20 protein-coding genes and 2 pseudogenes are annotated in these 21,761 nt (G+C 63.1%); 7 read left to right on the top strand and 15 right to left on the bottom strand.

Going from position 1 to position 21,761, the window contains the following annotated elements:
- Positions 1-3 precede the first annotated feature (3 nt).
- The 3 genes from ETW23_RS04785 to ETW23_RS04775 are packed head-to-tail and all read right to left on the bottom strand — an operon-like array spanning position 4 to position 2,114.
- Positions 4-531, bottom strand: a complete 528-nt coding sequence (locus ETW23_RS04785) for a DUF6446 family protein (RefSeq protein ID WP_134829296.1) — start codon at positions 529-531, stop codon at positions 4-6.
- A 3-nt stretch (positions 532-534) separates the two neighbouring features.
- Entirely contained in the window at positions 535-1,185 is a 651-nt protein-coding gene (locus ETW23_RS04780) for an FkbM family methyltransferase (protein WP_167738079.1), read from the bottom strand.
- A complete protein-coding gene (locus ETW23_RS04775; RefSeq protein WP_134829294.1) occupies positions 1,182-2,114 on the bottom strand; it encodes a glycine--tRNA ligase subunit alpha in 933 nt (310 codons plus the stop codon). The genes ETW23_RS04780 and ETW23_RS04775 overlap by 4 nt, the downstream gene beginning before the upstream one ends.
- Positions 2,115-2,371: 257 nt before the next feature.
- Here ETW23_RS04775 and ETW23_RS04770 point away from each other — a divergent pair, with 257 nt between their 5' ends.
- On the top strand, positions 2,372-4,144 hold the full coding sequence (locus ETW23_RS04770) for a trypsin-like peptidase domain-containing protein (RefSeq protein WP_134829293.1): 1,773 nt from the start codon (positions 2,372-2,374) through the stop codon (positions 4,142-4,144).
- A gap of 294 nt (positions 4,145-4,438) precedes the next feature.
- Here ETW23_RS04770 and ETW23_RS04765 read toward each other — a convergent pair whose 3' ends face one another.
- The 4 genes from ETW23_RS04765 to ETW23_RS04750 form a co-directional block, all read right to left on the bottom strand.
- Positions 4,439-5,080: an SDR family oxidoreductase gene (locus tag ETW23_RS04765; protein ID WP_129371695.1), complete on the bottom strand. Its 642-nt coding sequence runs from the start codon at positions 5,078-5,080 to the stop codon at positions 4,439-4,441.
- A gap of 14 nt (positions 5,081-5,094) precedes the next feature.
- Positions 5,095-5,604 (bottom strand): DUF1178 family protein, encoded by a 510-nt coding sequence (locus tag ETW23_RS04760; protein WP_134829292.1) that lies wholly within the window; start codon positions 5,602-5,604, stop codon positions 5,095-5,097.
- Between the two features lie 68 nt (positions 5,605-5,672).
- Complete coding sequence (locus tag ETW23_RS04755; RefSeq protein WP_134829291.1) at positions 5,673-6,446, bottom strand: EcsC family protein; 774 nt, start codon at positions 6,444-6,446, stop codon at positions 5,673-5,675.
- A gap of 48 nt (positions 6,447-6,494) precedes the next feature.
- The gene (locus ETW23_RS04750) at positions 6,495-6,983 is read right to left on the bottom strand and encodes a GNAT family N-acetyltransferase (protein ID WP_129371698.1); all 489 of its coding nucleotides are present in this window, start codon (positions 6,981-6,983) and stop codon (positions 6,495-6,497) included.
- Between the two features lie 121 nt (positions 6,984-7,104).
- Between ETW23_RS04750 and ETW23_RS04745 the strand changes: the two genes are divergently transcribed.
- Together ETW23_RS04745 and ETW23_RS04740 are read left to right on the top strand one after the other, a co-directional pair.
- Positions 7,105-7,710, top strand: a complete 606-nt coding sequence (locus ETW23_RS04745; RefSeq protein ID WP_129371699.1) for a flavin reductase family protein — start codon at positions 7,105-7,107, stop codon at positions 7,708-7,710.
- 8 nt (positions 7,711-7,718) lie between these two features.
- Entirely contained in the window at positions 7,719-8,360 is a 642-nt protein-coding gene (locus tag ETW23_RS04740) for a CatB-related O-acetyltransferase (protein WP_134829290.1), read from the top strand.
- A gap of 100 nt (positions 8,361-8,460) precedes the next feature.
- Here ETW23_RS04740 and ETW23_RS04735 read toward each other — a convergent pair whose 3' ends face one another.
- Positions 8,461-10,101 (bottom strand): SulP family inorganic anion transporter, encoded by a 1,641-nt coding sequence (locus tag ETW23_RS04735; protein ID WP_134829289.1) that lies wholly within the window; start codon positions 10,099-10,101, stop codon positions 8,461-8,463.
- Between the two features lie 238 nt (positions 10,102-10,339).
- Here ETW23_RS04735 and ETW23_RS04730 point away from each other — a divergent pair, with 238 nt between their 5' ends.
- The 4 genes and pseudogenes from ETW23_RS04730 to ETW23_RS04715 all read left to right on the top strand — a co-directional run bounded on the left by ETW23_RS04730 (position 10,340) and on the right by ETW23_RS04715 (position 14,194).
- On the top strand, positions 10,340-10,984 hold the full coding sequence (locus ETW23_RS04730; protein ID WP_167738078.1) for a PRC-barrel domain-containing protein: 645 nt from the start codon (positions 10,340-10,342) through the stop codon (positions 10,982-10,984).
- Positions 10,985-11,479: 495 nt separating this feature from the next.
- Positions 11,480-12,342 (top strand): annotated as a pseudogene (locus tag ETW23_RS04725) (S-methyl-5'-thioadenosine phosphorylase).
- A 127-nt stretch (positions 12,343-12,469) separates the two neighbouring features.
- A complete protein-coding gene (locus ETW23_RS04720) occupies positions 12,470-13,480 on the top strand; it encodes a DUF418 domain-containing protein (protein ID WP_134829287.1) in 1,011 nt (336 codons plus the stop codon).
- Between the two features lie 174 nt (positions 13,481-13,654).
- The gene (locus ETW23_RS04715; protein ID WP_134829286.1) at positions 13,655-14,194 is read left to right on the top strand and encodes an adenine phosphoribosyltransferase; all 540 of its coding nucleotides are present in this window, start codon (positions 13,655-13,657) and stop codon (positions 14,192-14,194) included.
- Positions 14,195-14,406: 212 nt separating this feature from the next.
- Here the strand turns inward: ETW23_RS04715 and ETW23_RS04705 are convergent, their stop codons facing one another.
- The 7 genes and pseudogenes from ETW23_RS04705 to ETW23_RS04675 form a co-directional block, all read right to left on the bottom strand.
- The gene (locus ETW23_RS04705) at positions 14,407-15,825 is read right to left on the bottom strand and encodes an FAD-binding oxidoreductase (RefSeq protein WP_134829284.1); all 1,419 of its coding nucleotides are present in this window, start codon (positions 15,823-15,825) and stop codon (positions 14,407-14,409) included.
- Positions 15,826-15,866: 41 nt separating this feature from the next.
- Positions 15,867-16,691, bottom strand: a complete 825-nt coding sequence (locus ETW23_RS04700; RefSeq protein WP_134829283.1) for an MBL fold metallo-hydrolase — start codon at positions 16,689-16,691, stop codon at positions 15,867-15,869.
- A 206-nt stretch (positions 16,692-16,897) separates the two neighbouring features.
- Positions 16,898-17,488, bottom strand: coding sequence for a GNAT family N-acetyltransferase (locus tag ETW23_RS04695; protein WP_129371708.1), 591 nt, complete (start codon positions 17,486-17,488; stop codon positions 16,898-16,900).
- Positions 17,488-18,750 carry a pitrilysin family protein gene (locus ETW23_RS04690; RefSeq protein ID WP_134829282.1) on the bottom strand — a complete coding sequence of 421 codons (1,263 nt, stop codon included), beginning with the start codon at positions 18,748-18,750 and terminating at the stop codon, positions 17,488-17,490. Before ETW23_RS04690 ends, ETW23_RS04695 begins: the two co-directional genes overlap by 1 nt.
- Positions 18,747-20,133: pseudogene (thrC, locus tag ETW23_RS04685) on the bottom strand (threonine synthase). The gene ETW23_RS04690 and the pseudogene thrC overlap by 4 nt, the downstream one beginning before the upstream one ends.
- Positions 20,134-20,145: 12 nt before the next feature.
- Positions 20,146-20,814, bottom strand: a complete 669-nt coding sequence (locus ETW23_RS04680; RefSeq protein ID WP_134829281.1) for an SURF1 family protein — start codon at positions 20,812-20,814, stop codon at positions 20,146-20,148.
- Between the two features lie 133 nt (positions 20,815-20,947).
- Complete coding sequence (locus tag ETW23_RS04675; RefSeq protein WP_129371712.1) at positions 20,948-21,757, bottom strand: cytochrome c oxidase subunit 3; 810 nt, start codon at positions 21,755-21,757, stop codon at positions 20,948-20,950.
- Positions 21,758-21,761: the final 4 nt, after the last annotated feature.

Below are 21,761 nucleotides of genomic sequence, written 5' to 3'. Positions count from 1 at the left end.
CGGTTATTCGCCTGCTGCCGGCCGGGCCGGGCATTCCTCGCCCACCACAGTGCCGTCATAGGCTTTCTGGCCGCATTTGTTCAGCTCGTGCCAGACATAACCGCGGCCATCGTCAGTGACGGCAACAACCCGGTCGACACCAAAGGAGATGTTCTTGACCGACAGAAAGGACTTGGCCGAGCCATCCGCTAGCTGTTCGCCGATGGCTGCGGCATCAAAGCAATCGAACCAGCCCGGCGCGTTGCGCGGTTCCAGCTTGTCCGTCAGGGTGAAGATCTGCGCCAACTCGTCCGGCGAAACCCTGGTGGTGAAACAGGCGCGGTAGCGGATCGGCGAGCTGCCGGCGTCAATCGCCTCAAAATCCGAATAGGCCACGGGCTGCGGCTCACCGCCGTCCAGCGGCATAAGCATCACGTCGCGGCCCGGCTGCAACTGAACCTCTTCGTAGAAGCCATAGACCTGCAGGTAATACATCGCCCCGCCGGCCGCGAGGCCGGAGACGATCAGGATAAGAGCAAGAAATTTTCCCATGCCTCAGCCCCAATTCAAGTTGACTTTGGTCAACGGATAGCGCGCCCCAAAGGTCTCGCGCATGGCTTTGATCTCCGCTGCCTGATCCGGAAACCGCCAAGGATGCAGCTCTGCAACTGTCAGGCCAATACCTGCAAACAGGCCCCGCTGGTCCATTTCGTTAAGGATCGGCACTTCCATCCCTTCGATATCCAGTTTCAGAACCGCAATGCGGCCATGCCGGGCGATTTTCTCTTCCAAATAGGCAGGCAGATCGACAACCGGCACCTTAACCGCGTTTGCCCTATCCATCGGCTGCCAACCGCCCTCTTTGCGGCCGGTTACGGCTTCAGCGCAGATCGTGTTCTTCTCGGATTCTTTCAGCGGATCCTCGTCGAAGTACGGCGAGCGCAGCAGTTCGGCTTCGCCAGTCTCAACCCCGGCGGCCGCCTGCAACAGCGTCACGTTCGAAAACCCGGAACAGGCCTTCCGCAGACTTTCAAACACAACCGGGTCCGGCTCAAAAGCCTCAACATGCGCGCCGGTCTGCGCCAGCTGCTCCGTGACCCGGCCAACATTGGCCCCGCAATCGACCGCAAAGTCGCCAGGCTTCATTCCCGCAAGATGTTCTGCGAAAATCGCTTCAGCAGCTTTTATTTCCGCCTGACGGCTCATTGCGGCACATATCCGCCGGCCTCGGTCAGCACAAAGGCATCGGCGCATTGCTTGGCCAGCGCCCGGACCCGGCCGATATAGGCCTGCCGTTCGGTAACCGAGATCACACCGCGCGCATCCAGCAGGTTGAAGATATGCGAGGCCTTGATGCACTGGTCATAGGCGGGATGCGCCATGATGATGCGCTTGCCGGTCTTGGGGTCCTGATGCTCCTGTGCCAGGATCGCGGCGCATTCGGCCTCGGCTTCCTCGAAATGGCGCAGCAGCACTTCGGTATTGGCCACGTCAAAGTTCCAGCGGGCGTATTCTTCTTCGGTCTGCTTGAACACATCGCCATAGGTCAGCGGGATCAGCGCATCCGGATCGTTGTAGGGCATGTCCATCACGTGATCGACACCCAGCACATACATCGCCAGACGCTCCAGACCATAGGTCAGCTCGCCCGACACAGGATGGCAGTCATGGCCGCCGACCTGCTGGAAATAGGTGAACTGCGAAACTTCCATGCCGTCGCACCAGACTTCCCAGCCCAGGCCCCAGGCGCCCAGCGTCGGGCTTTCCCAGTCGTCCTCGACAAAGCGGATATCATGCATCGCCATATCAACGCCGATGGCCTCAAGACTGCCCAGATACAGCTCTTGCAGGTTCGGCGGCGAGGGTTTGATCAGCACCTGGTACTGGTAATAATGCTGCAGCCGGTTCGGGTTTTCACCATAGCGCCCGTCGGTGGGGCGGCGCGAGGGCTGCACATAAGCAGCGGCCCAGGCCTTGGACCCCAGCGAGCGCAGCGTTGTCGCCGGATGAAAGGTGCCGGCGCCGACTTCCATGTCATAGGGCTGCATCACCGCGCAGCCTTTGGCGGCCCAGTAATTCTGAAGCCTCAGGATAATCTCTTGGAAGGAGCGCGGCGCGCCGTTGGTCTGGGTCATCTCGTATCCCTTTTGGGGCAGCTGGGGCAGCAATTGCGGGGATCTTCCTATGCAAGGCAATGGGCAGGGTCAACGCCCTGCGGGGGCTTACACCGCAGCGGCAGCCCTGCGCTGTGCAGCGCATCGGCAACAAAAGTGCGGGAATGCGGCAACGGGGCGGGAATTCCCCCTGCGATGAGGAGTTCCCTTTGCCGTGCCAAAATGCTTAACCTCCGCGGCAAAGAATAAGAGACCTTCCGGGATACGAGGCCCTGACAATGAAAAAACTGTTTGCCGCTCTGGCGCTGCCGCTGATTGCGCTGGCCATTGCGTTCACCGCGCCGGTTTCGGCGCAAAGCAGCCGCGATGCGGTGTGGATCCAGATCGCCGCCCGCCCCTCCCTTCGCGAGGCCGAAACCGAGGCCCGCACCTATGCCGCCCGCCTGCCCGACGTCTCCGGTTATGCGCTTGGCGGCGGCTGGTACGGGGTGGTGATCGGCCCCTACGCCCGCGAAGATGCCGAACGGGTGCTGCAAGTCTACCGCGCCGAAAACCAGATCCCGCGCGACAGCTTCATCGCGTTCCGCCGCAACCTGCGCAACCAGTTCTACCCGGTGGCGGCAGATGCAACCGCCCCGGCGCAACCAGCGCCTGCCCCTGCACCGGCGGCCCCTGCGGCGGCGGATCCCGCGCCGCAGCAGCAGGCAGCCGTGCAGTCGAACCTGCCGGATGAGACCCCCGCCGAGGCGCGGCGCAGCGAACGCGTGCTGTCGCGTGAACAGCGGATGGAACTGCAGGTCGCCCTGAAGGCCGCAGGCTTCTACAGCTCGTCCATTGACGGCGCCTTTGGCCGTGGCACCCGCGGCTCGATGAGCGACTGGCAAACGGCGCGCGGATTTGAACCCACCGGCGTGCTGACCACCGCCCAGCGCCAGGTGCTGATGGATGAATACAACGCGCCGCTGATCTCGGTCGGCATGGCCCGCGTGGAAGACACCAAAGCCGGCATCGCCCTGCAGATCCCTGCGGATGAGGTCGCGTTCGACCGCTATGAATCGCCCTTTGCCCATTACGCCGCCAAGGGCAGCCTGGGCGCTGAGGTGCTGCTGATCAGCCAGCCCGGCGACAAACGCACCCTTTTCGGCCTTTATGACATTATGCAGACGCTGGCGATTGTGCCGCTGGAAGGCCCGCGCCAGCGCGGCAAGGACAGCTTCACCATCGAAGGCCGCAACAGCAAGATCGTCTCCTTTACCCAAGCCAGCCTGAAAAACGGCGAAGTGAAGGGCTTTACCCTGATCTGGCCAGCCGGTGACGAAGACCGCCGCGCCCGCGTTCTGGCGGCAATGCAAGCCAGCTTCACCCGCCTCGACGGCGTGCTGGACCCGGCAGCTGGCGGCGATGCTGTGCAGAACATCGACCTGGTTTCCGGCCTGGAAATCCGTAAGCCGAAACTGTCGCGCTCCGGCTTCTTTGTCGATGGCGACGGCAGTGTGCTGACCACCTCAGACGTGGTGGCGGGCTGTACCCGCATCACCTTGGACCACGGCTACAGGGCCGAAGTGGCGGCCAACAACACCGCCGACGGCATCGCCATCCTGCGCCCGGTCCAGGCGCTGGCGCCTGCCGCAGTTGGTGAACTCAGCACCGCCTCGCCGCGGCTGCAGTCTGAGATCGCTGTTTCCGGCTTCTCCTATGAGGGTGTGCTGGGCGCACCAAGCCTGACCTGGGGCAAAGTCGCAGACGTCAAAAGCCTGGATGGCAACACCGGCGTTGCCCGGCTGGAACTGTCAGCCCAACCCGGCGATGCGGGCGGCCCGGTTCTGGACAGCAGCGGCGCTGTTCTGGGGATGCTGCTGCCGCGCCAGATCGAGGGCAAGCAACTGCCCGAAGGCGTCAGCTTTGCCGTCAACGCCGAAGCCATCCGCAGCGCGTTGAACACCGCAGGCATGACCCCGGCAGCACAGAGCGCGCCGGCAGGCAGCCTGCCCAATGCGGCAATGACCCGGCTGGCGTCCGGCATGACCGTGCTGGTCAGCTGCTGGGAGTGACCGGCTGGCCGTCACTCGCGGCAGACCTGACCGACAAGACAAAAACCGGCGCAGAACCTGCGCCGGTTTTTTCATGCAAGCTGTACCTTTAATGCGCGGCAGCTTGAGCACAGGCAGGCACTCCCGCCCGGCAACGGGCCTTATCAGGCCCTATGCCCGTTGGGCATAGCACCGTGCCAATGCACGGTGCCGCGCCGCGCATCCGCGCGGCGCCCGGCCCAAGCCCGCAAACGGGGCTGGCGCAGCCAGGCCTCTGCGGGTGCGGGAGCCTTAGCCTGCTGTGCGAAAGTAATGTCAGTAAGGCTGAATACGGCCGTCCCAGGTGTGGAAACAGCCAGTGGTGTCCAGGTTCAGCACTGCGAATTCATTGATCAGCCCGGCGACGGACTCTTCCACCGTGATATCGCCTTCATAACCGCCCATGTCAGTGCGTACCCAGCCCGGGTGATAGATGCCGACGGCAATTCCTTCCGGCTGGAGATCAGTGGCCAGGTTGCGGCCGATGTTCAGCGCCGCGGCCTTGGACGCGCGGTAGGCATAGCTGCCGCCGGGTGCGCGCGACTGGCTGGCCATCTGCGAGGACAGGATGGCGATCTTCGGCTCTTCTGCCAGCCGCAAATTGGGCAGCATCGCCTGCACCGTCAGAAACACGCCGGTCACATTTGCGGCCAGGGTCTTGGCCCAGACCTCGGCCGAGTAGTCTTCAAGCCCCATCGCCTTGTCGATATAGACCCCGGCATTGCACACCAGCAGATCCACCGGCCGGTTCTTGATCTGGGCGGCGAAACGCGCCTGCTGGCCGGGATCGGAGACATCCAGCTTGACGCCCGAGGAGTGATCGCGCGAGGTGCCTGTCACCTCATAGCCCGCCTCCTGCAACCGTTTCACCAGCTCCTTGCCGATGCCGCGGCTGGTTCCTGTTACAACTGCATGCATTTTTGCTCTGCCCTTCAGTTTGTTTTGCGCCCGGGACGGAACGGCAGCGGCATGACCGGCACGCCTTCCTCGATCAGCTCCCGCGCATCTTCCAGCTTGGCCTCGCCATGGATCGCCCGCTCCGGCGCCTCGCCCAGGTGCATTGCCCGTGCTTCCTGAACAAAACTGCCGCCGACGTAATCGGAGTTCTCCTCAACCTTCTTGCGCAGATCAGCAATCGCTTTTTCCACCGCGCCCGCAGGGCGGCTCAGCATGCCGGGTCCTGCAGCAGCCGCCGGCGCAGCTGCGGGGAGCGCAGCCGGAGCGGAGGGCGCAGCAGCCTGCGGTTCCGGTTCCCCGACAGCAGACACCGCCTTGCGCCCGGGGCGGACCCGTGGCGCCATAATCGCCTTCTCCACCTGTGCACCGCCGCAGACAGCGCAGGACACCAGACCCGCCGCTGCCAGCTTGTCAAAGGCCGCCGCCGATTGGAACCAGCTGTCGAACCTGTGGCCATCAGTGCATTTGAGGCTGTATTGAATCATGCTTTCCCTCTTAGCAGGAAGGGTTGATTAAATCTCCCGCCCCGGCAAGTGCAAGAGGTCTGTTGTATCTACTGTGCCGCACCTGGGCTGTGCAGCCGCTGACGCAGCTTTGCGGCCAGCTCCTCTTGCGGCATATCTGCATCCACCGCCAGCCGCCGAAGCCCGAAATGCACATGCGCCATCTCGCGGTAATAGCCCGCAAAGACGTAATTCACCGCGGCCCCGGCCACGGCCCCGGCGATCGGCACCGCCTGGGCTGCCAGCTTTTGCCCCAGCACTGCACCCAGCTTGGGCGCCACCTGGGCAATCAGCTTGTGCAAGCCTCCCGGCAGCCCCAGCCGCACCGAGACAAAGCCCAGATCCGCACCGTCATCTTCGGCCAATGGGCCAGCCGCTGCAAACACCTGAATGCAATCAAAACGCACGCTGTCGGCCTCCGGGTCGAACCCCTCCGCAGCTGCGGCGCCCTGGATGGTCCGGAGCAAAAACGCGGTTGTCGCAGGCAGCTCTACCAATGCGCCCGGCAGGCCCGCGGCGCCGCCCGCAGCGCCCATGGCTGCGCTCACCATCCGGTCGACGCCCGGTTTCTGATCCGCCACCAGGCGGCGTGACTGGCTGGCCCCCTTCATGGCAACCCGGAGGGCGGTCTCAGTGGCGCCTGTCAGCCCGGCCCGCACTGGCTCCGGCAGCCGCTCCAACAGGCTTTCGCCGCTGCCGCCCAGCCGGTTCAAAAGGTCCACGCCAAAGCCGCCCGCCGCCCGGTGCCGCTGAGCCAGCGCCTCCAGTTCAGCTTCAATATCCTGCGGGGTAAATACCCGTGCTGTTGATAAAACGTCCGCCACAAGCGCCTCCTCTGCCCTTCCTAAAGATCGGCAGCCAGGGGCGGGAATTCAACCCCGCCAGCGGCGCACCTGCCCTTGGATGCCGTCCCAGGCCGCGTCTTGCAGCGCCATTCCCAAAACCCGGTCCGGGTTGGTGGGCGGCGGCATTTCAACCCCGGTCAGTTTCGTAAAACCAAAGCGCCGGTAATAGGGCGCATCGCCCACAAGCATCACCCGTGCCCATCCGGTTTCCTCTGCCTTGGCGAGGCTGTCGCGAATCAAAGACCCGCCCAGCCCCTCGCCCTGCCGTGTCGGATGCACCGCAACCGGCCCCAGCAGCAGCGCAGGCGCCGTGCCAATAAGAACCGGCCAATACCGGATGGCTGCGGCCAGGATGCCGTCACTGTCGCGCGCCACCTCGCTGAGACCCGCAACCGGCGGCACCCCGTCGCGCAATCGGTAGGACGACAACGCCTCGCGGCCCGGCGCAAAGCACAGGTCATACAGCGCCTCAACCTCCCACCGGTCTTCCGGCTGCTCTGCCATCAATTCGATCACGCCGCCATGTCCCTGTTCCGGCCTCCGCATTTTCCCCCTGCAGGCTGGCATTCGGCCTAACACGGGCGTAAGCCTTGGGCAAACACCTAAGCCCCTGAAATCCCCTGAGCAGGAAGCACGAATGTTCTACCGACCCGAGGACGGCCACGGCCTGCCCCACAACCCGTTTAATGCCATCGTCACACCGCGGCCAATCGGCTGGATCTCTTCGCGCTCCGCCGGCGGGGTGAACAATCTGGCGCCTTATTCCTTTTTCAACGCAGTGGCTTACAGTCCGCCGCAGGTGATGTTTGCCTCCACCAGCAGCAAGCCCGACCAAGAGGGCACCAAGGACAGCGTTGCCAATATCGAGGAAACCGGCGTGTTCTGCGTCAATGTGGTGTCTTACGCGCTGCGGGAGGCTATGAACGCCAGCTCCGCCGCGCTGCCCAAGGAGGCGGACGAATTCGCCCATGCAGGGCTTGAAGCCACAGACTGCGAAACCATCGCCTGTTCCCGTGTGGCCAAAGCGCCGGCCGCGCTGGAGTGCAAACTGACCCGGATCGTGACCCTGCCGGGCGAGGCGAACAAGGTGGTGTTCGGCGAGGTGACCGGCGTGCATCTGCGCGATGACTGCCTGCGCGACGGCACCTTTGATGTCACCGCATTCCAGCCGCTGGCCCGCCTCGGCTACCGCGACTATTCAGTGGTGCGCGAGTTGTTCCCGCTCACCCGCCCCGATGATTGAGACCCGACATGCCATTGCCTGACCCGAAAAAACGCAATCCGATCACATTGCCGGACGGCAGCGCCCATGCCGGCACCGTAATGCTGTCCGAAGCGGTTGATCACCCGAATTTCTCCATCGGCGCCTTTACCTATGCCTCCGCCTTTGAGCCGCCAAAGGACTGGGCCGGCCATCTTGCGCCCTACCTCTTTCCCGGTTCGCGCGAGCGTGTGGTGATCGGAAAGTTCTGCCAAATCGCGGACGGTGTGCGCTTCATCACCGCCTCAGCCAACCACGCCCAGGACGGACTGAGCTGCTTTCCCTTCCCGGTGTTCGATCAGACGCTGATGACAGGGTTTCAGCCGGACACCCGCGACACGGTGATCGGCAACGACGTCTGGATCGGCTATGGCGCGCTGATCCTGCCCGGCGCCCGTATCGGCGACGGAGCTATCATCGGCGCGGGCGCGGTGGTGCGCGGCTCTGTCCCGCCCTATGCCGTCATCACCGGCAACCCCGGCACGGTGCACAGCTTCCGTTTCCCCAAGCCGCAGATCGCCCGGCTGCTGAGCCTCAAATGGTGGGACTGGCCGCCTGAGCTGATCGCCGCCGCTGAACCCGCGCTTCTTTCCGGCGACCTCGACATGCTGGAAACCCTCGCCCCCGACTAAGCCCTGCCACTGGTATTTGCTGGTATGGTGAGCCAGAGCCCATTTCAAAAAAACCCGCGGCTCGCCAGACCCGCGGGTTTCTCTTTCAAACGATCAGGCGTCAATGGCCGCCCAGAACCCCGGTTTTGACCGAGTAGTCCACCGCAACCTCATAGTCCGGGTCATCATCGCTATCGACCATCAGATGTCCCGCCTTTGTCAGCAGCTGGTGGCAATCCCGGCTCAGATGGCGCAGCACCAGAGATTTGCCCTCGGCCTCATACTTGCCCGCCAATGCCTCGATTGCCTGCAAGGCTGATTGGTCGACCACCCGGCTGCGGGCAAAATCCACAATCACATGATCCGGATCACCTGCCACATCAAACAGCTCGATGAACCCATCGGTAGAGCCAAAGAACAGCGGGCCTTCGATTTCATAGACCTTGGCGCCCTTGTCGCTCTCAGATTCGCGGGTATAGGCGTGAATGCGGCGCGCATTGTTCCAGGCATAGGCCAGCGCCGAGACGATCACGCCCACCACAACCGCAATCGCCAGGTCGGTCATCACCGTCACCACGGTCACCAGCACGATGACAAAGGCATCCATCAGCGGCACTTTGGTCATCACCTTGAAGCTGTTCCAGGCAAAGGTGCCGATCACCACCATGAACATCACGCCCACAAGGGCCGCCAGCGGGATCTGCTCGATCAGCGGCGAGGCCACAACGATGAACGCCAGCAGGAACAGCGCCGCGGTAATGCCCGCAATCCGCGTCCGGCCGCCGGATTTCACGTTGATCATCGACTGACCGATCATCGCGCAGCCGCCCATACCGCCAAAAAAGCCTGTGACCACATTCGACGCGCCCTGCGCGATGCACTCCTGGCTGGCACCGCCGCGCTTGCCGGTGATCTCGCCCACCAGGTTCAGCGTCAGCAGGCTCTCAATCAGGCCAATCGCCGCCAGGATCACCGCATAAGGCAGGATGATCCACAGCGTCTCCAGCGTGAACGGCGCCAAAGCAGTGCCATAGAGCCCCTCGCCGGTGCCAAACGGATTATGAAACGCCGGGAGCCCGCCTTTGATCGACGCCATGTCGCCAACGGTCGGCACATTAATCCCAAAGGCTATCACCAGCCCTGCCACAATGCCGATCCCGGCCAGCGGTGCCGGAATGATCGCGGTGATCTTTGGCGTGCCCCAGATGATCAGCATGGTCAGCCCCACCAGACCCAGCATCATCACCAGCTGCGAGCTTGCCAGCCAGGCTTCGGTGTTTTCCGGGTCCTTGAACTGGGTCAGCTGCGCCAGGAAGATCACAATTGCCAGGCCGTTCACAAAGCCCAGCATCACCGGATGCGGCACCAAGCGGATGAACTTGCCCCAATGCATGACACCCGCGATGATCTGCAAAATCCCCATAAGCACCACTGTGGCAAACAGATACTCGACCCCGTGCTGCGCCACCAGCGCCACCATCACCACCGCCAGCGCACCCGTAGCGCCCGAGATCATCCCCGGCCGGCCGCCAAACACCGCGGTGATCAGCCCCACCATAAAGGCCGCATAAAGCCCGACCAGCGGATGCACGCCCGCGACAAAGGCAAAGGCCACCGCCTCGGGCACAAGCGCCAGCGCCACGGTGAGGCCGGACAGCAATTCGGTGCGCACGCGGGCCACGGTAAAGCCCTCGTCCTGCATGATGGAGAGGTTGGGCGGGGAAATCTGCTTGGCCAGCAAAGCCATGGCTGCGCGTCTCATTGGGTGTACCTGTACTTGGAAGGGGAGTGTCCGCAGCCCGCCCCTAGCGGAAATACGCCAATGGGGCAAGGGTACGGGATATTCACGGCACCCGGCCAATGCCTGGACACGGCCCTTTGCCCGGACCTGAAGCGCCTCCAGCGGTTTTTCGCAGCCCTCTGGGAACCGAACACCCCTGCCGGGCGTTTTTCCATCGAGTGCTCACCCACGAGCCACTTTAGATTAAGGAAGAATGGTCATGAAAAAGCTGCTACTCTCCACGGCGCTGGCCGCCGTGACAACTTTCCCTGCCTTCGCATCCGATACGGCCACCGAAGAGGCTGCCGAGGCGATCTCCGAACAAGGCGCAGAGATTGCTGCAGAAGCCGGGGCTGCGGCAGAAGGGGCTGCTGATACGGTTGCCGAGGAAGCAGGCGAGCTCGCCGCGGAAGCCGAAGCCGCAGCTGAAGAAGCCGCAGATGCCGCAGCCGAAGCAGAGGTTGAAGCAGAGGCTGAGGTAACCGGCACCGCAGAAACCGGGTCCACTGAACACATGACCGACACTGAAGCCACAGCGGCAATGCAGCCCCGGGTGCCGGTAGAGCGCGAAGGATACATGACTGCGGAAGAGACCGATCTGACCGCCGAGAAGCTGACTGGTGCAGCAGCCTATGACTCTAATGACGAGTGGATCGGTGAAGTCTCCGAACTTCTGCTGACTGATGCCGGCGAGGTCAAGGCCGCCGTTATCGACGTTGGCGGTTTCCTTGGCTTGGGCGAAAAACCGGTTGAGCTGGAACTGTCGAAGATCGACATCCTGCGTGCCGACGACGGCTCGGACCTGCGCGTCTACATCTCGATGACCGAAGACGAGCTGAAAGCCCTGCCCGACTACGAAGGCTGAGCCCGGGATATGCGAAACCGGAGAACCCGCCAGATGGCGGGTTTTCGCCTTTGCCTGCCGAACGCCACCGCAACCGCGCCGCTGACCACAGATGGCCATTCGGCTTTCCTGTGATTGGGTTCGGCCCTGCGACACCTCAAATAGGTCAGCTTTTCTGCCGCAATGTTTCGCGCGCGAAACATTTGGTCAAAAGGGCTGACGCTTAACTTTAGCGCTCGTTAAGATTTGGGCGTTCGCTTTGTCCCTCTCCTCGCGCTGCCCGCGCCGCAGCGCTTGCTGGGATTATACGGCGCGAGTGGCTCCCGCTGTTTCATCTTTTCAAAAATACTCCCGCCGGAGGCTCCCGCGCCATCGGCACACACCGGTGCACAGGGGGGCACACCTGCCGTCCGCTGTTGATCACCTTGCTCTTGCCAAATCCGGCCCCGCTTGTGCATATCCCAACGAGCAGCATCAGGAGGGCAGCACGTGACCGCATCAGAACCCCGTGAAACCATGATTGCCGTGATCGGCGGCTCGGGCATATACGAGATCGACGGGCTGGAAGGCGCCGGGTGGGTCTCGGTCGAAACGCCTTGGGGGCGCCGTCGGATCAGGTCCTGACCGGCTCCCTGGACGGAGTGAAAATGGCCTTCCTGCCCCGCCACGGCCGCGGCCATGTGCATTCCCCGACCGAAGTTCCCTACCGCGCCAATATCGACGCGCTGAAGCGGCTGGGGGTGACAGACGTGTTCTCGGTCTCTGCCTGCGGGTCGTTTCGCGAAGAAATGGCGCCGGGCGATTTTGTTGTTGTGGATCAGTTCATTGACCGGACCTTCGCGCGCGAAAAAAGCTTCTTCGGGACCGGCTGCGTGGCCCATGTGAGCGTGGCGCATCCGACCTGCGAGCGGCTCTCGGACGCCGCCGAAGCAGCGGGCAAGGATGCAGGTATCAACATCCACCGCGGCGGCACCTACCTGTGCATGGAGGGGCCGCAGTTTTCGTCCATGGCGGAAAGCAAGATGTACCGCGCGCAATGGGGCTGCGATGTGATCGGCATGACCAACATGCCCGAAGCCAAACTCGCCCGTGAGGCGGAGCTATGCTATGCCTCGGTGGCAATGGTCACCGATTACGACAGCTGGCATCCGGAACACGGCGCGGTGGAAATCACTGATATCATTGCAACATTGCAGGGCAACTCTGCCAATGCCCGCGAACTGGTCCGCCGCCTGCCCGGTCTGCTGGGCCAGGATCGTGCGGATTGCCCGCATGGCTGCGACAAGGCGCTGGAATATGCGATCATGACTGCACCCGGGAAACGCGATCCTGCTCTGCTGGCCAAACTGGATGCAGTGGCGGGCCGGGTTCTGGGCTGATCCAAGGCTGCAACAGTTTTGAACTATCGGGCGGTCTTTTCAGGGCCGCCTCTTTTCTTTACCGGGCTGCGTCCCTTTATCCTGCAGCAGACCTTGCTTCGACGTAGCTGATTTCAGGACCTCTTTCATGCGCCTTCACGGATTGGACATCGCCCGCTTCCTTGCCTTTTGCGGCATGGTACTGGTCAACTTCCGCATTGCGGCGCAGGTGGCGCCGGGAACCGATGCAATCTCTCTGTTCACCAATAGCCTGGAGGGCCGCGCAGCCGCGCTGTTTGTGGTGCTGGCAGGAATCGGGGTGTCGCTGGGTACGCCGGACCGGGCAACGATGTTCCGGCGCGCTGTGTTCCTGTTTGCGATCGGCCTTTTGAACCTGACCATATTCGACGCCGACATCCTGCACTTCTATGCGCTGTATTTCCTGGTGGCGCTGCCGTTCCTGACCGTCTCCAGCCGGACGCTGCTTTGGGCCGCTGCGGGCACGCTGGTGATCGGGCTGGCAGGGCTGCTGTTGCTGGATTACGAGGCGCATTGGAACTGGGACACACTGACTTACGCGGAGTTCTGGACGCTGGAAGGTTTTCTGCGCCATTCCTTCTTCAACGGCTGGCATCCGGTGTTTCCCTGGGCCGCGTTCCTGTTTCTGGGCATGTGGATCGGCCGCCTGGATCTGGCCAGCCGCCGGGTTCAGGCCCGCATGATCGTCTGGGGCGTGGCAGCGGCAGTGCTGGGCGCCCTGCCCGGGATGCTGCTGCAGGATCCTGAGCTGGCCGAACTCTTCGGCACCAGCGCCATTCCCCCTGGCCCGTTCTACATTATCGCAGCCTCCGGCACCGCGGTTGCCGTGACCGGGCTGATGCTGGCGATCGGCCCGGCGCTGGACAAGGCTGGGCTGGGGGAATGGCTGGCAGCACCAGGGCGGCAAGCGCTGAGCCTCTATGCGGCGCATATCCTGTTGGGAATGGGCACATTGGAAGCCATGGGCCAGCTGGACGGTTCGCTCGGCACCTCCCGGATCTTCGGCTACTCGCTTGGCTTCTGCGCCCTGTCGATGGTTCTGGTCTGGATCTGGAACATCTTTGCGAGAAACGGACCGCTGGAAGCGCTGATGCGCTGGAGCACCCGTTTTCCCCGGTGACCTATCCCGCGCTGCTGCCCCCGCCCGCGGCCAGTGCCAGCAGGCCTCCTGCGGCAGCCCCGAACCGCATGCTCACGGTTCCCCTTGCATGACAGCGCTGCATCGGCCAAACCGCCCATGGCCTGGTAACGCTGCCGGGCTGCTGTCTCAGTTGCGCCAAGGGGAACCAAGCCGATGCCCAAGAAGCCCGCCGTCCAGGATTACATCCGCACCATCGTTGATTTCCCGCATGAAGGGATCCTGTTCCGCGATGTAACCACGCTGTTTGCCGATCCGCGCGGGTTCCGCATGGCGATCGACCAGATGCTGCATCCCTATGCCGGCGAACGGATCGACAAAGTGGTCGGGCTTGAAGCACGTGGTTTTATCCTGGGCGGCGCCATTGCGCATCAGCTGAGCGTCGGCTTTGTGCCGGTCCGCAAGAAAGGCAAGCTGCCCGGCACCACCATCAGCGAAGAGTACAAGCTGGAATACGGCGAGGCGATTGTCGAGATCCACGACGACGCCATCAAGCCGGGCGAGAAGATCCTGGTAGTTGATGACCTCTTGGCAACCGGCGGCACTGCGGGCGCGGGCATCAAGCTGATCGAGCGGCTGGGCGGCGAGATTGTCTCTTGCTCCTTCATCGTCGACCTGCCGGAACTCGGTGGCCGCAAGCTGTTGGAGAGCATGGGCATGGAAGTGCATGTGCTATGCGAATTCGACGGCCTCTGAGCACTGTAAGGACAGCGTCCGGGCCGGGGGCTCCCGCGAGTCAAACGCCATTCTTGCGAACGGCTCTTCCCGTTGGGCATAGCCCTTTCCGGCCCGCATGGGCCTGAAAGGGCACGCCGCGCGGATGCGCGGCGCCGGGCCCAAAGCCGCCAGGCGGTCCGGCGCAGCCGGGCTGATGCGGCTGCGGGAGATCTTGGAAATGCCCGGACGGGTCAGCCGGCCTTCAGCACCGCGCCAGGATTCATGATGCCGTTGGGATCCAGTGCCTGCTTGATTGCCCGCATGGCCGCCAGCTTGACCGGGTCGCCATAGCGTTCCAGGTCGCCCGTTTTCATCCGCCCGACCCCGTGCTCAGCACTGAAAGAGCCGCCAAAGGCATGAACAAGATCATGCACCGCCGTTTTCACTGCTTCACGCAGGTGCCTGAATTGGTCGCGGGATTGCCCCTTTGGCGGGAACACATTGTAGTGCAGGTTGCCGTCCCCCAGATGGCCAAAGCAGTTGATGCGGAAATCACCAAGGCCTGCGACCATCTCTCTGCCCCGTTCGATGAAGGCAGGAATATCCGAGATCGGCACCGAGATGTCGTGGCTGGAAACCGATCCGATTGCCTTGTTGGCCAGCGGAATATTCTCGCGCACCGCCCACAGCGCCTGCCGCTGGGATCCGGACTGGGCAATCACGCCATCCGCAACCAGTCCTGCCGCCTCTGCGGCTTCGAACAACTCTGCCAGAGTGTCCTCAGCAACCACGCCCTGCGGCAAGCCCAATTCGATCAGCACGCACCACTCAGGTGCCTCGTCAAACGGCTGGCGGATCTCCGGCAGAGCCTCCGCCAGAAACGCCAGACCTTGCCGGTGGATCAGTTCAAAAGCACTGACGGTTTCGCCGGCGTGGTCGCGGGCCAGAGCCAGCAGCGCAATGGCAGCAGCAGGGTCCTTCACTGTGAACAGCGCGGTTCCCTGCGTGACAGGGATCGGCGACAGCCTCAGCGCGGCGGCAGTGATAACCCCCAGCGTGCCCTCGGCGCCGATCAGCAGGTTTTTCAGGTCATAACCCGTGTTGTCTTTGCGCAAACGCGACAGCCCGCGCCAGATGTCTCCAGAAGGCAGCACCGCCTCCAGCCCCAGGCAGAGGTCGCGTGCATTGCCATAGCGCAGCACGTTGACGCCGCCGGCATTGGTCGAAAGGTTGCCGCCGATCCTGGCTGATCCCTCTGCCGCCAGCGACAGGGGAAACAACCGCCCTGCCTCTTCCGCCGCTGTCTGGACATCCGCCAGAATGGCCCCCGCTTCGGCAATCAGGACATTTTCCTGCGGGTGGACCGACCGGATTGCCTTCATCCGTTCCAGCGACAGCACCAGCGGCGCCGGGCCATCCGGCATCACCTGGCCGCCGACCAGGCTGGTGCCGCCGCCATAGGGCACAACCGGCACCCGGGCGGCATTGGCCTCGCGGATCAGCCGTGAGACCTGCTCCACCGTCTGCGGCAAGGCCAGCACCCCTGCCTGCCCCTGGTAGCGGCCGCGCGGTTCCTCAAGATATCGCGGCTCCGGCGGCCTCAGCACGCCTTCCGGCAGCAGGTTCGAGAGGTGGTTGGCAAAAGCAGTATCTGCAGAGTTCAGCATCATGCCTCATCCATGCCGGAAGCGGCACCGGCTGGCAAGGCAGGTCACCCTTCTTCAGCTAGGTACTTCGGCTGCAGCACGTGGATCGTCGGACGGCCGGGCAGGCTGCGCAGGGAGACCGTAAGGGCGCTATTGCCTTCATTCACGACATCAAACTCAGGGCCGGCCCGGGCCAGGAAGCGCTGCAGCGATGCGTCGCTGAACCAATGCATCGGGATAATGACGGAGGAACGCAACCGCCCCAGCACCTCCAGCATTTGATCCAGCGGCAGGGTAATGCCGCCATCCACCGCCGCCATCACCACATCCAGCCGCCCCAGCGCCGCATATTGTTCCGGGGTTGGCACGTGGTGAAGATGGCCCAGATGGCCGATGCAGAGGCCAGCCGCCTCAAAAACGAAGATCGAATTGCCGTGCGCTGCCACGCCTCCGAACATGTTGCGGATGTCAGTGGAGACATTGCGGATCAGCATTTCGCCTAGGTCCAGATGATGTTTTATCCCGTCCTCAAGCGGCCCCCAGCCCCGTAGCACATGGGGAATGGCTGGATCGGGATGCGCCGTCCAATGGGTTTCATGGGCGTGGTTCATGGTGACCACATCCGGGACCAGCGGCGCAGCGCCGGTGAAGCCGGTGAAATCGGTGACCACATTCAGCCCGCCTTCGGTGCGCAGCAGGAAGGAAGCATGCGCGATATAGCGGATCTGCACGCTGTCCTGGGCAACAGGATCCTGCCAGCCGGCTTGGTGCAGATACTCCAGGCCAGGGGTTGCCCCGGCCAGCGCGATACAATGGCTCGCCCGCCGCTCCTGGGCCTGGAGGGCAGTGGCACAGAGGATTAGCCAAAGGAGACAGCAAAAGCCGCGCATGAAGCAGGTTCTAGGGCGCAAACCGCAGTTGTCAGCCCCCGGGGCGGAAATTTGCGCCGGGCGCGGCCACGGCAGGCCGCGGAAATCTTTGCGGCCGCAAGGCCGGGCAGCGCCGCACCGCAGGTGCGGCGCTGCCCCCAACGGGAGCGGTGCATTTCAATGCACCAGCGACGGGCGGGAGTTCCCGGCTGCCTGTGCGCCTGCGGTCATGCCTGGCCCGTCAGGGTTTTGCCGCGGCGGTCGTGGCGCAGCGAAGCGTACAGAACATGGGTCCGCCAGCGGCCGTTGATCTGCAAATAGGACTGGGCGACGCCTTCGTATTTGAAGCCGGATTTCTCCAGCAGCCCGCGGGAAGCTTGGTTTTCCGGCAGGCATGCAGCCTCAATCCGGCTGAGATCCAGTTTGCTGAAGGCGTGATGCACCACCGCGCCGATCGCCTCGCGCATGTAGCCGTGGCGGGCAAAGGGCAACCCGGTCCAGTACCCCAGTGTTCCTGCCTGGGCCGGCCCGCGGCGGATATTGTCCAGCGTGATCGCGCCCATCAGCATATTGTCGGACCGCCGGATCAGGAACAGCGGCAGCGCCGTGCCCCCAGACACCGACCGGCGGGCCCAATAGACCCGGTTGGTGAACGACTTGCGGCTGAGATGATCCGCCGCCCAGCTGGGCTCCCACGGCGTCAGATACGGCTGGCTCTGCAGCCGCAGCGCCGCCCAGCCGTGAAAATCCGCATGCACCGGCGGCCTGAGAGTCAGGCGCTCGGTTTCAATGCGGACCTTGCGGCGGTTCAGCAGCATCAGGCGGCGCGCCTCTCCTGCAGCCTCTCCAGCGCCGGGGCGTCTGCAACCGGGCCATAAAGCGCAAGAGCCGCCGGTGCGGAAACCGCCATCTCCTCGGCCATGCCGCGCACATCGCCTGTGCTCACAGCCTCAATCCGCTCAACCGTGTGCTCCAGCGACGGAACATTGCCCCAGATCTGCACCAGTCGCGCCAGCCGTTCAGCCCGGTTCGACGGGCTTTCCAGCCCCATCAGCATCCCGGCCTTCATCTGGGCGCGGGCGCGTTCGACCTCGGCCTCGGTCATGTCGTCCGCGGCGCGTTTCATCTCGTCGATGGTGATGCCTGCCAGTTCCTCCAGCTGCTCGCCAGAGGTGCCGGCATAGACCGTCATCGCGCCGGTATCGGCATAAGACCCGGCCTGCGCAAAGATCGTGTAGCACAGACCGCGTTTTTCACGCACTTCCTGGAACAGCCGGGAGGACATGCCGCCGCCAAGTGCGCTGGCGTAGATCTGCGAGGTATACATCGACTGGTCGCGATAGCTGGGGCCCTCAAACGCCAGGGCGAAATGCGCCTGCTCCAGATCCTTTACCTGCCGCGCCTCGCCGCCGGTGAACCGCGCGCCTTCAGCGGTGAAATCGGGCTTGGCTTCCATGTGGCCGAACAGCCGCTCGGCCAACTTGATTAGAACATCGTGATCGACGCCGCCGGCCGCAGCCAGAATCATCTGGCCAGGGCCGTAATGCTCAGCCACGAAACTCTGCAGATCTTCGCGGTTGAAGCTGCTGACGCGCTCTGCCGGACCCAGGATGGTGCGGCCCAAAGGCTGGCCGCGGTAGCTTTCTTCCTGCAACCAGTCAAAGATCACATCGTCCGGCGTGTCCAGCGACTGGCCGATTTCCTGCAGGATCACCCCGCGCTCGATCTCGATCTCGCGGGCATCAAACACCGGGTTCAGCAGGATGTCCGCGATCACATCCACCGCCAGCGGCACGTCCCCCTTGAGCACGCGGGCGTAATATGCCGTCACCTCACGCGAGGTGTAGGCGTTGATATAGCCGCCCACATCCTCGATCTCCTCGGCGATCTGAAGGGCCGAGCGGGTCTTGGTGCCCTTAAAGGCCATGTGCTCCAGGAAATGGGCGATGCCGTTCTGCTCAAGCCGCTCGTGGCGGCCGCCGGCGTTGACCCAGATCCCGACCGCCGCGGATTCCAGTCCCGGCATGTGTTCGGAGACGATGCGGAACCCGTTGGCGAGTGTGTGCTGCTGAACTGTCAATTCGCGATATTCTTTCTGATGTGATCCTCGAGGGCGGCCAGATCGTTGGCGATCCGGGTCACCCGTTCCGGCCTGTCATACAGGTCGCCCATGCGCGGGGAAGAGGCGGATGGATGCCGCTGGCATCTTCGACCGCTGCCGGGAATTTCGCCGGGTGCGCTGTGGCCAGCGTGATCATCGGCACATCGGCCGTGCGGTGCTCATTCGCAACCTTCACAGCCACGGCGCCATGCGGGCACAGCAGTTCACCCGAGGCGGCCAGTTCGGACTTGATGGTCGCCAGGGTCTCCTCTTCGGAGGTGCGGCCCGAGACGTAGGTCTCGCTCAGCGCCTGCATCGCGCCCTGGGAGACGTCAAAACCGCCGTTCCTCAGCTCATCCATCAACAGCGCCACAGCCTTGCTGTCCTGACCGTAGGCATAGAACAGCGCGCGCTCGAAGTTGGACGACACCTGGATGTCCATCGAGGGTGAGATCGAGGGCGCAGTATCGCCCTTGTAGTAGCCCTGCCCGACAGGCAGCGGTGCAGGATATCGTTCTGGTTGGTGGCGACCACCAGTTGGTCGATGGGCAGGCCCATCTGCTTGGCGATGAAGCCTGCAAAGATGTCGCCGAAATTGCCGGTGGGCACGGTGAAGCTGACCCTGCGCTGCGGCGCGCCCAAGGAGACAGCGGCGGAGAAATAGTAGACCACCTGGGCCAGCACGCGGGCGATGTTGATCGAGTTCACGCCGGCCAGTTTCACGCCGTCGCGGAAACCGAAGTCGTTGAACATGTCTTTTACACGGGCCTGGCAATCGTCAAAATCGCCATCGACAGCCAGCGCGTGAACGTTGGCATCCGCAGGCGTGGTCATCTGACGGCGCTGCACCTCGGACACCCGGCCATGCGGATACAGGATGAACACATCCACATTGCTGAGACCGCGGAAAGCCTCCATCGCCGCCGAGCCGGTATCGCCTGAAGTGGCGCCTGCAATGGTCACCCGGTCGCCGCGGCGTTCCAGTGCGGTCTGGAACAGCTGGCCGATCAGCTGCATGGCGAAATCCTTGAACGCCAGCGTCGGACCGTGGAACAGCTCCAGCAGGAAATGGTTCGGCGCCAGCTGTTTCAGCGGCGCGCGGGCAGCGTGGCCAAAGCCCTGATAAGCGCGGGCGATGATGGCGCGGAATTCCTCGTCGGTGAAACAGTCGCCAAGGAAGGGGCGCATCACGCGGAAGGCGGTTTCCTCATAGGAGAGACCGGCCAGTGCGGCGATGTCATCCTGGGACATCTGCGGGATTTCGGCCGGCACATAGAGGCCGCCGTCACGGGCAAGCCCGGTCAGCATCGCGTCTTCAAAGGTCAGCTCGGGCGCTTGGCCCCGGGTCGAGATATATTTCATCGCCTTGGCTCTCTAGGAATTGGCGCGGTTGCGCCGCAGGAAGTAGACAGTCATCGCAGCCCAGATGAAGGCCAGCGAAAACCAGGTGATCGCATATTGCAAGTGGTTGTTCGGGATGGTGCTGGTGCTGATCCCCATCGGCCGGACATTTTCCCCGAGAGGCTCGCGTGAGATCACCAGCACCGGTTCTGTCTTCAGCGCGGCGGCCATCTCGGCCAGATCGCGCGCGTACCAGAAATTGTTGTCCGGATCATTCTTCGGGGTAAAACTGTCGCGCTCAACCGGCCAATGCAGGTTGCCGGCGACATAGACCGGGCCGGTGCTGCGTTCGGCGTTCTTTGCTGCCTCGGGCACGAAACCGCGTTCCAGCAGAATACGGCGGCCTGTCTTATCTTCCGTCAGAGCCTGAATGATCCGGAAACCGGTACCGGTTTCCTTGGAGCTGACCAAAACGTGCAGCTCCGCACCCGAGATTGTCCCGAACAGATCCACAGCTTGGTACTTGTGCTCTGCCGCATCGGGGGAGGCTGGCAAGGATTCAGGCAATCCGGCCAGCCGGAAGATTATATCCTCGATGACCTGCTCTTTCCACGCCAGCCGCTGCAGCTGCCAGGTGCCAAGGCCCAGCAGGATCGCGATCCCCAGACCGCTGACCACCACCAAAAAACCGACATGCCGCATCCGGGCCGCTCCGCTTCAACAGTAAAGGCGCGCAGAGCGTGATGCCCTGCGCGCCTTGCTCATTAAGGTCTGTCTGCGGCTTTTGGAACCGCAAACATGTAACCGTTACAAACCGCCCGTTAGAGGCCGCCCATTAAAGGCCGGAAGTGCCCCAGATGTAGACAGCGACAAACAGGAACAGCCAGACGACGTCCACAAAGTGCCAGTACCAGGCGGCGGCCTCGAAGCCGACGTGCTGCTCAGGGGTAAAGTCGCCCTTCATCGCGCGGATCAGGCAGACGGTCAGGAAGATGGTGCCGATCACAACGTGGAAACCGTGGAAGCCAGTCGCCATGAAGAAGTTCGAGTAGAACTCATCGCCGCCGAACTGCCAGCCTTCGTGCAGCAGGTGGGCATATTCATAGCCCTGCAGGAAGGTGAAGAGGATGCCGAAGAGGATGCCGATGGACAGGCCCTGGATCAGCGCCTTGCGGTCGTTGTTGTGAACCAGCGCGTGGTGCGCCCAGGTCACGGCACAGCCCGACAGCAGCAGGACCAGGGTGTTGATCAGCGGCAGGTGGAACGGGTCGACCGGCAGGATCTCCGGCGCCACGTATTCGGTGCCGATATAGGTCTCCATCGGGTAGATGGCATGTTTGAAGAATGACCAGAACCAGGCGAAGAAGAACATCACCTCGGACATCACAAACAGGATGAAGCCATAACGCAAGCCGATCCGCACCACATTGGTGTGATCGCCGACCTTGCTTTCGGCGACAACTTCGGACCACCAGGCGAAGGCCGAGTAGAGAACTGCAACCAGGCCGATCCAGAACGCCCAGGCAGTGATGCCCTTCATCCAGAAGACCGCGCCGACCAGCATGACAAAAGTGCCCAGCGATGCGGCCAGCGGCCAGATCGACGGCGGCAGAATATGATAATCGTGATTTTTAGCGTGCGCCATTCAA

The organism is Leisingera sp. NJS201 (genome assembly GCF_004535885.1).
GTDB lineage: Bacteria > Pseudomonadota > Alphaproteobacteria > Rhodobacterales > Rhodobacteraceae > Leisingera.
Note: the sequence above shows the minus strand (reverse complement) of the source record. Positions and strands in the feature narration are given on the sequence as shown.

Bases quoted from the DNA above. Each gene is read 5' to 3' on its own strand.
- ETW23_RS04745 (WP_129371699.1), top strand. From the start codon at position 7,105: ATGTTCTACCGACCCGAGGACGGCCACGGCCTGCCCCACAACCCGTTT.
- ETW23_RS04720 (WP_134829287.1), top strand. From the start codon at position 12,470: ATGCGCCTTCACGGATTGGACATCGCCCGCTTCCTTGCCTTTTGCGGC.
- ETW23_RS04765 (WP_129371695.1), bottom strand. From the start codon at position 5,080: ATGCATGCAGTTGTAACAGGAACCAGCCGCGGCATCGGCAAGGAGCTG.
- ETW23_RS04775 (WP_134829294.1), bottom strand. From the start codon at position 2,114: ATGACCCAGACCAACGGCGCGCCGCGCTCCTTCCAAGAGATTATCCTG.
- ETW23_RS04705 (WP_134829284.1), bottom strand. From the start codon at position 15,825: ATGATGCTGAACTCTGCAGATACTGCTTTTGCCAACCACCTCTCGAAC.
- ETW23_RS04675 (WP_129371712.1), bottom strand. From the start codon at position 21,757: ATGGCGCACGCTAAAAATCACGATTATCATATTCTGCCGCCGTCGATC.
- ETW23_RS04735 (WP_134829289.1), bottom strand. From the start codon at position 10,101: ATGAGACGCGCAGCCATGGCTTTGCTGGCCAAGCAGATTTCCCCGCCC.
- ETW23_RS04695 (WP_129371708.1), bottom strand. From the start codon at position 17,488: ATGCTGCTGAACCGCCGCAAGGTCCGCATTGAAACCGAGCGCCTGACT.
- ETW23_RS04785 (WP_134829296.1), bottom strand. From the start codon at position 531: ATGGGAAAATTTCTTGCTCTTATCCTGATCGTCTCCGGCCTCGCGGCC.
- ETW23_RS04780 (WP_167738079.1), bottom strand. From the start codon at position 1,185: ATGAGCCGTCAGGCGGAAATAAAAGCTGCTGAAGCGATTTTCGCAGAA.
- ETW23_RS04760 (WP_134829292.1), bottom strand. From the start codon at position 5,604: ATGATTCAATACAGCCTCAAATGCACTGATGGCCACAGGTTCGACAGC.
- ETW23_RS04730 (WP_167738078.1), top strand. From the start codon at position 10,340: ATGAAAAAGCTGCTACTCTCCACGGCGCTGGCCGCCGTGACAACTTTC.
- ETW23_RS04740 (WP_134829290.1), top strand. From the start codon at position 7,719: ATGCCATTGCCTGACCCGAAAAAACGCAATCCGATCACATTGCCGGAC.
- ETW23_RS04700 (WP_134829283.1), bottom strand. From the start codon at position 16,691: ATGCGCGGCTTTTGCTGTCTCCTTTGGCTAATCCTCTGTGCCACTGCC.
- ETW23_RS04715 (WP_134829286.1), top strand. From the start codon at position 13,655: ATGCCCAAGAAGCCCGCCGTCCAGGATTACATCCGCACCATCGTTGAT.
- ETW23_RS04770 (WP_134829293.1), top strand. From the start codon at position 2,372: ATGAAAAAACTGTTTGCCGCTCTGGCGCTGCCGCTGATTGCGCTGGCC.
- ETW23_RS04680 (WP_134829281.1), bottom strand. From the start codon at position 20,814: ATGCGGCATGTCGGTTTTTTGGTGGTGGTCAGCGGTCTGGGGATCGCG.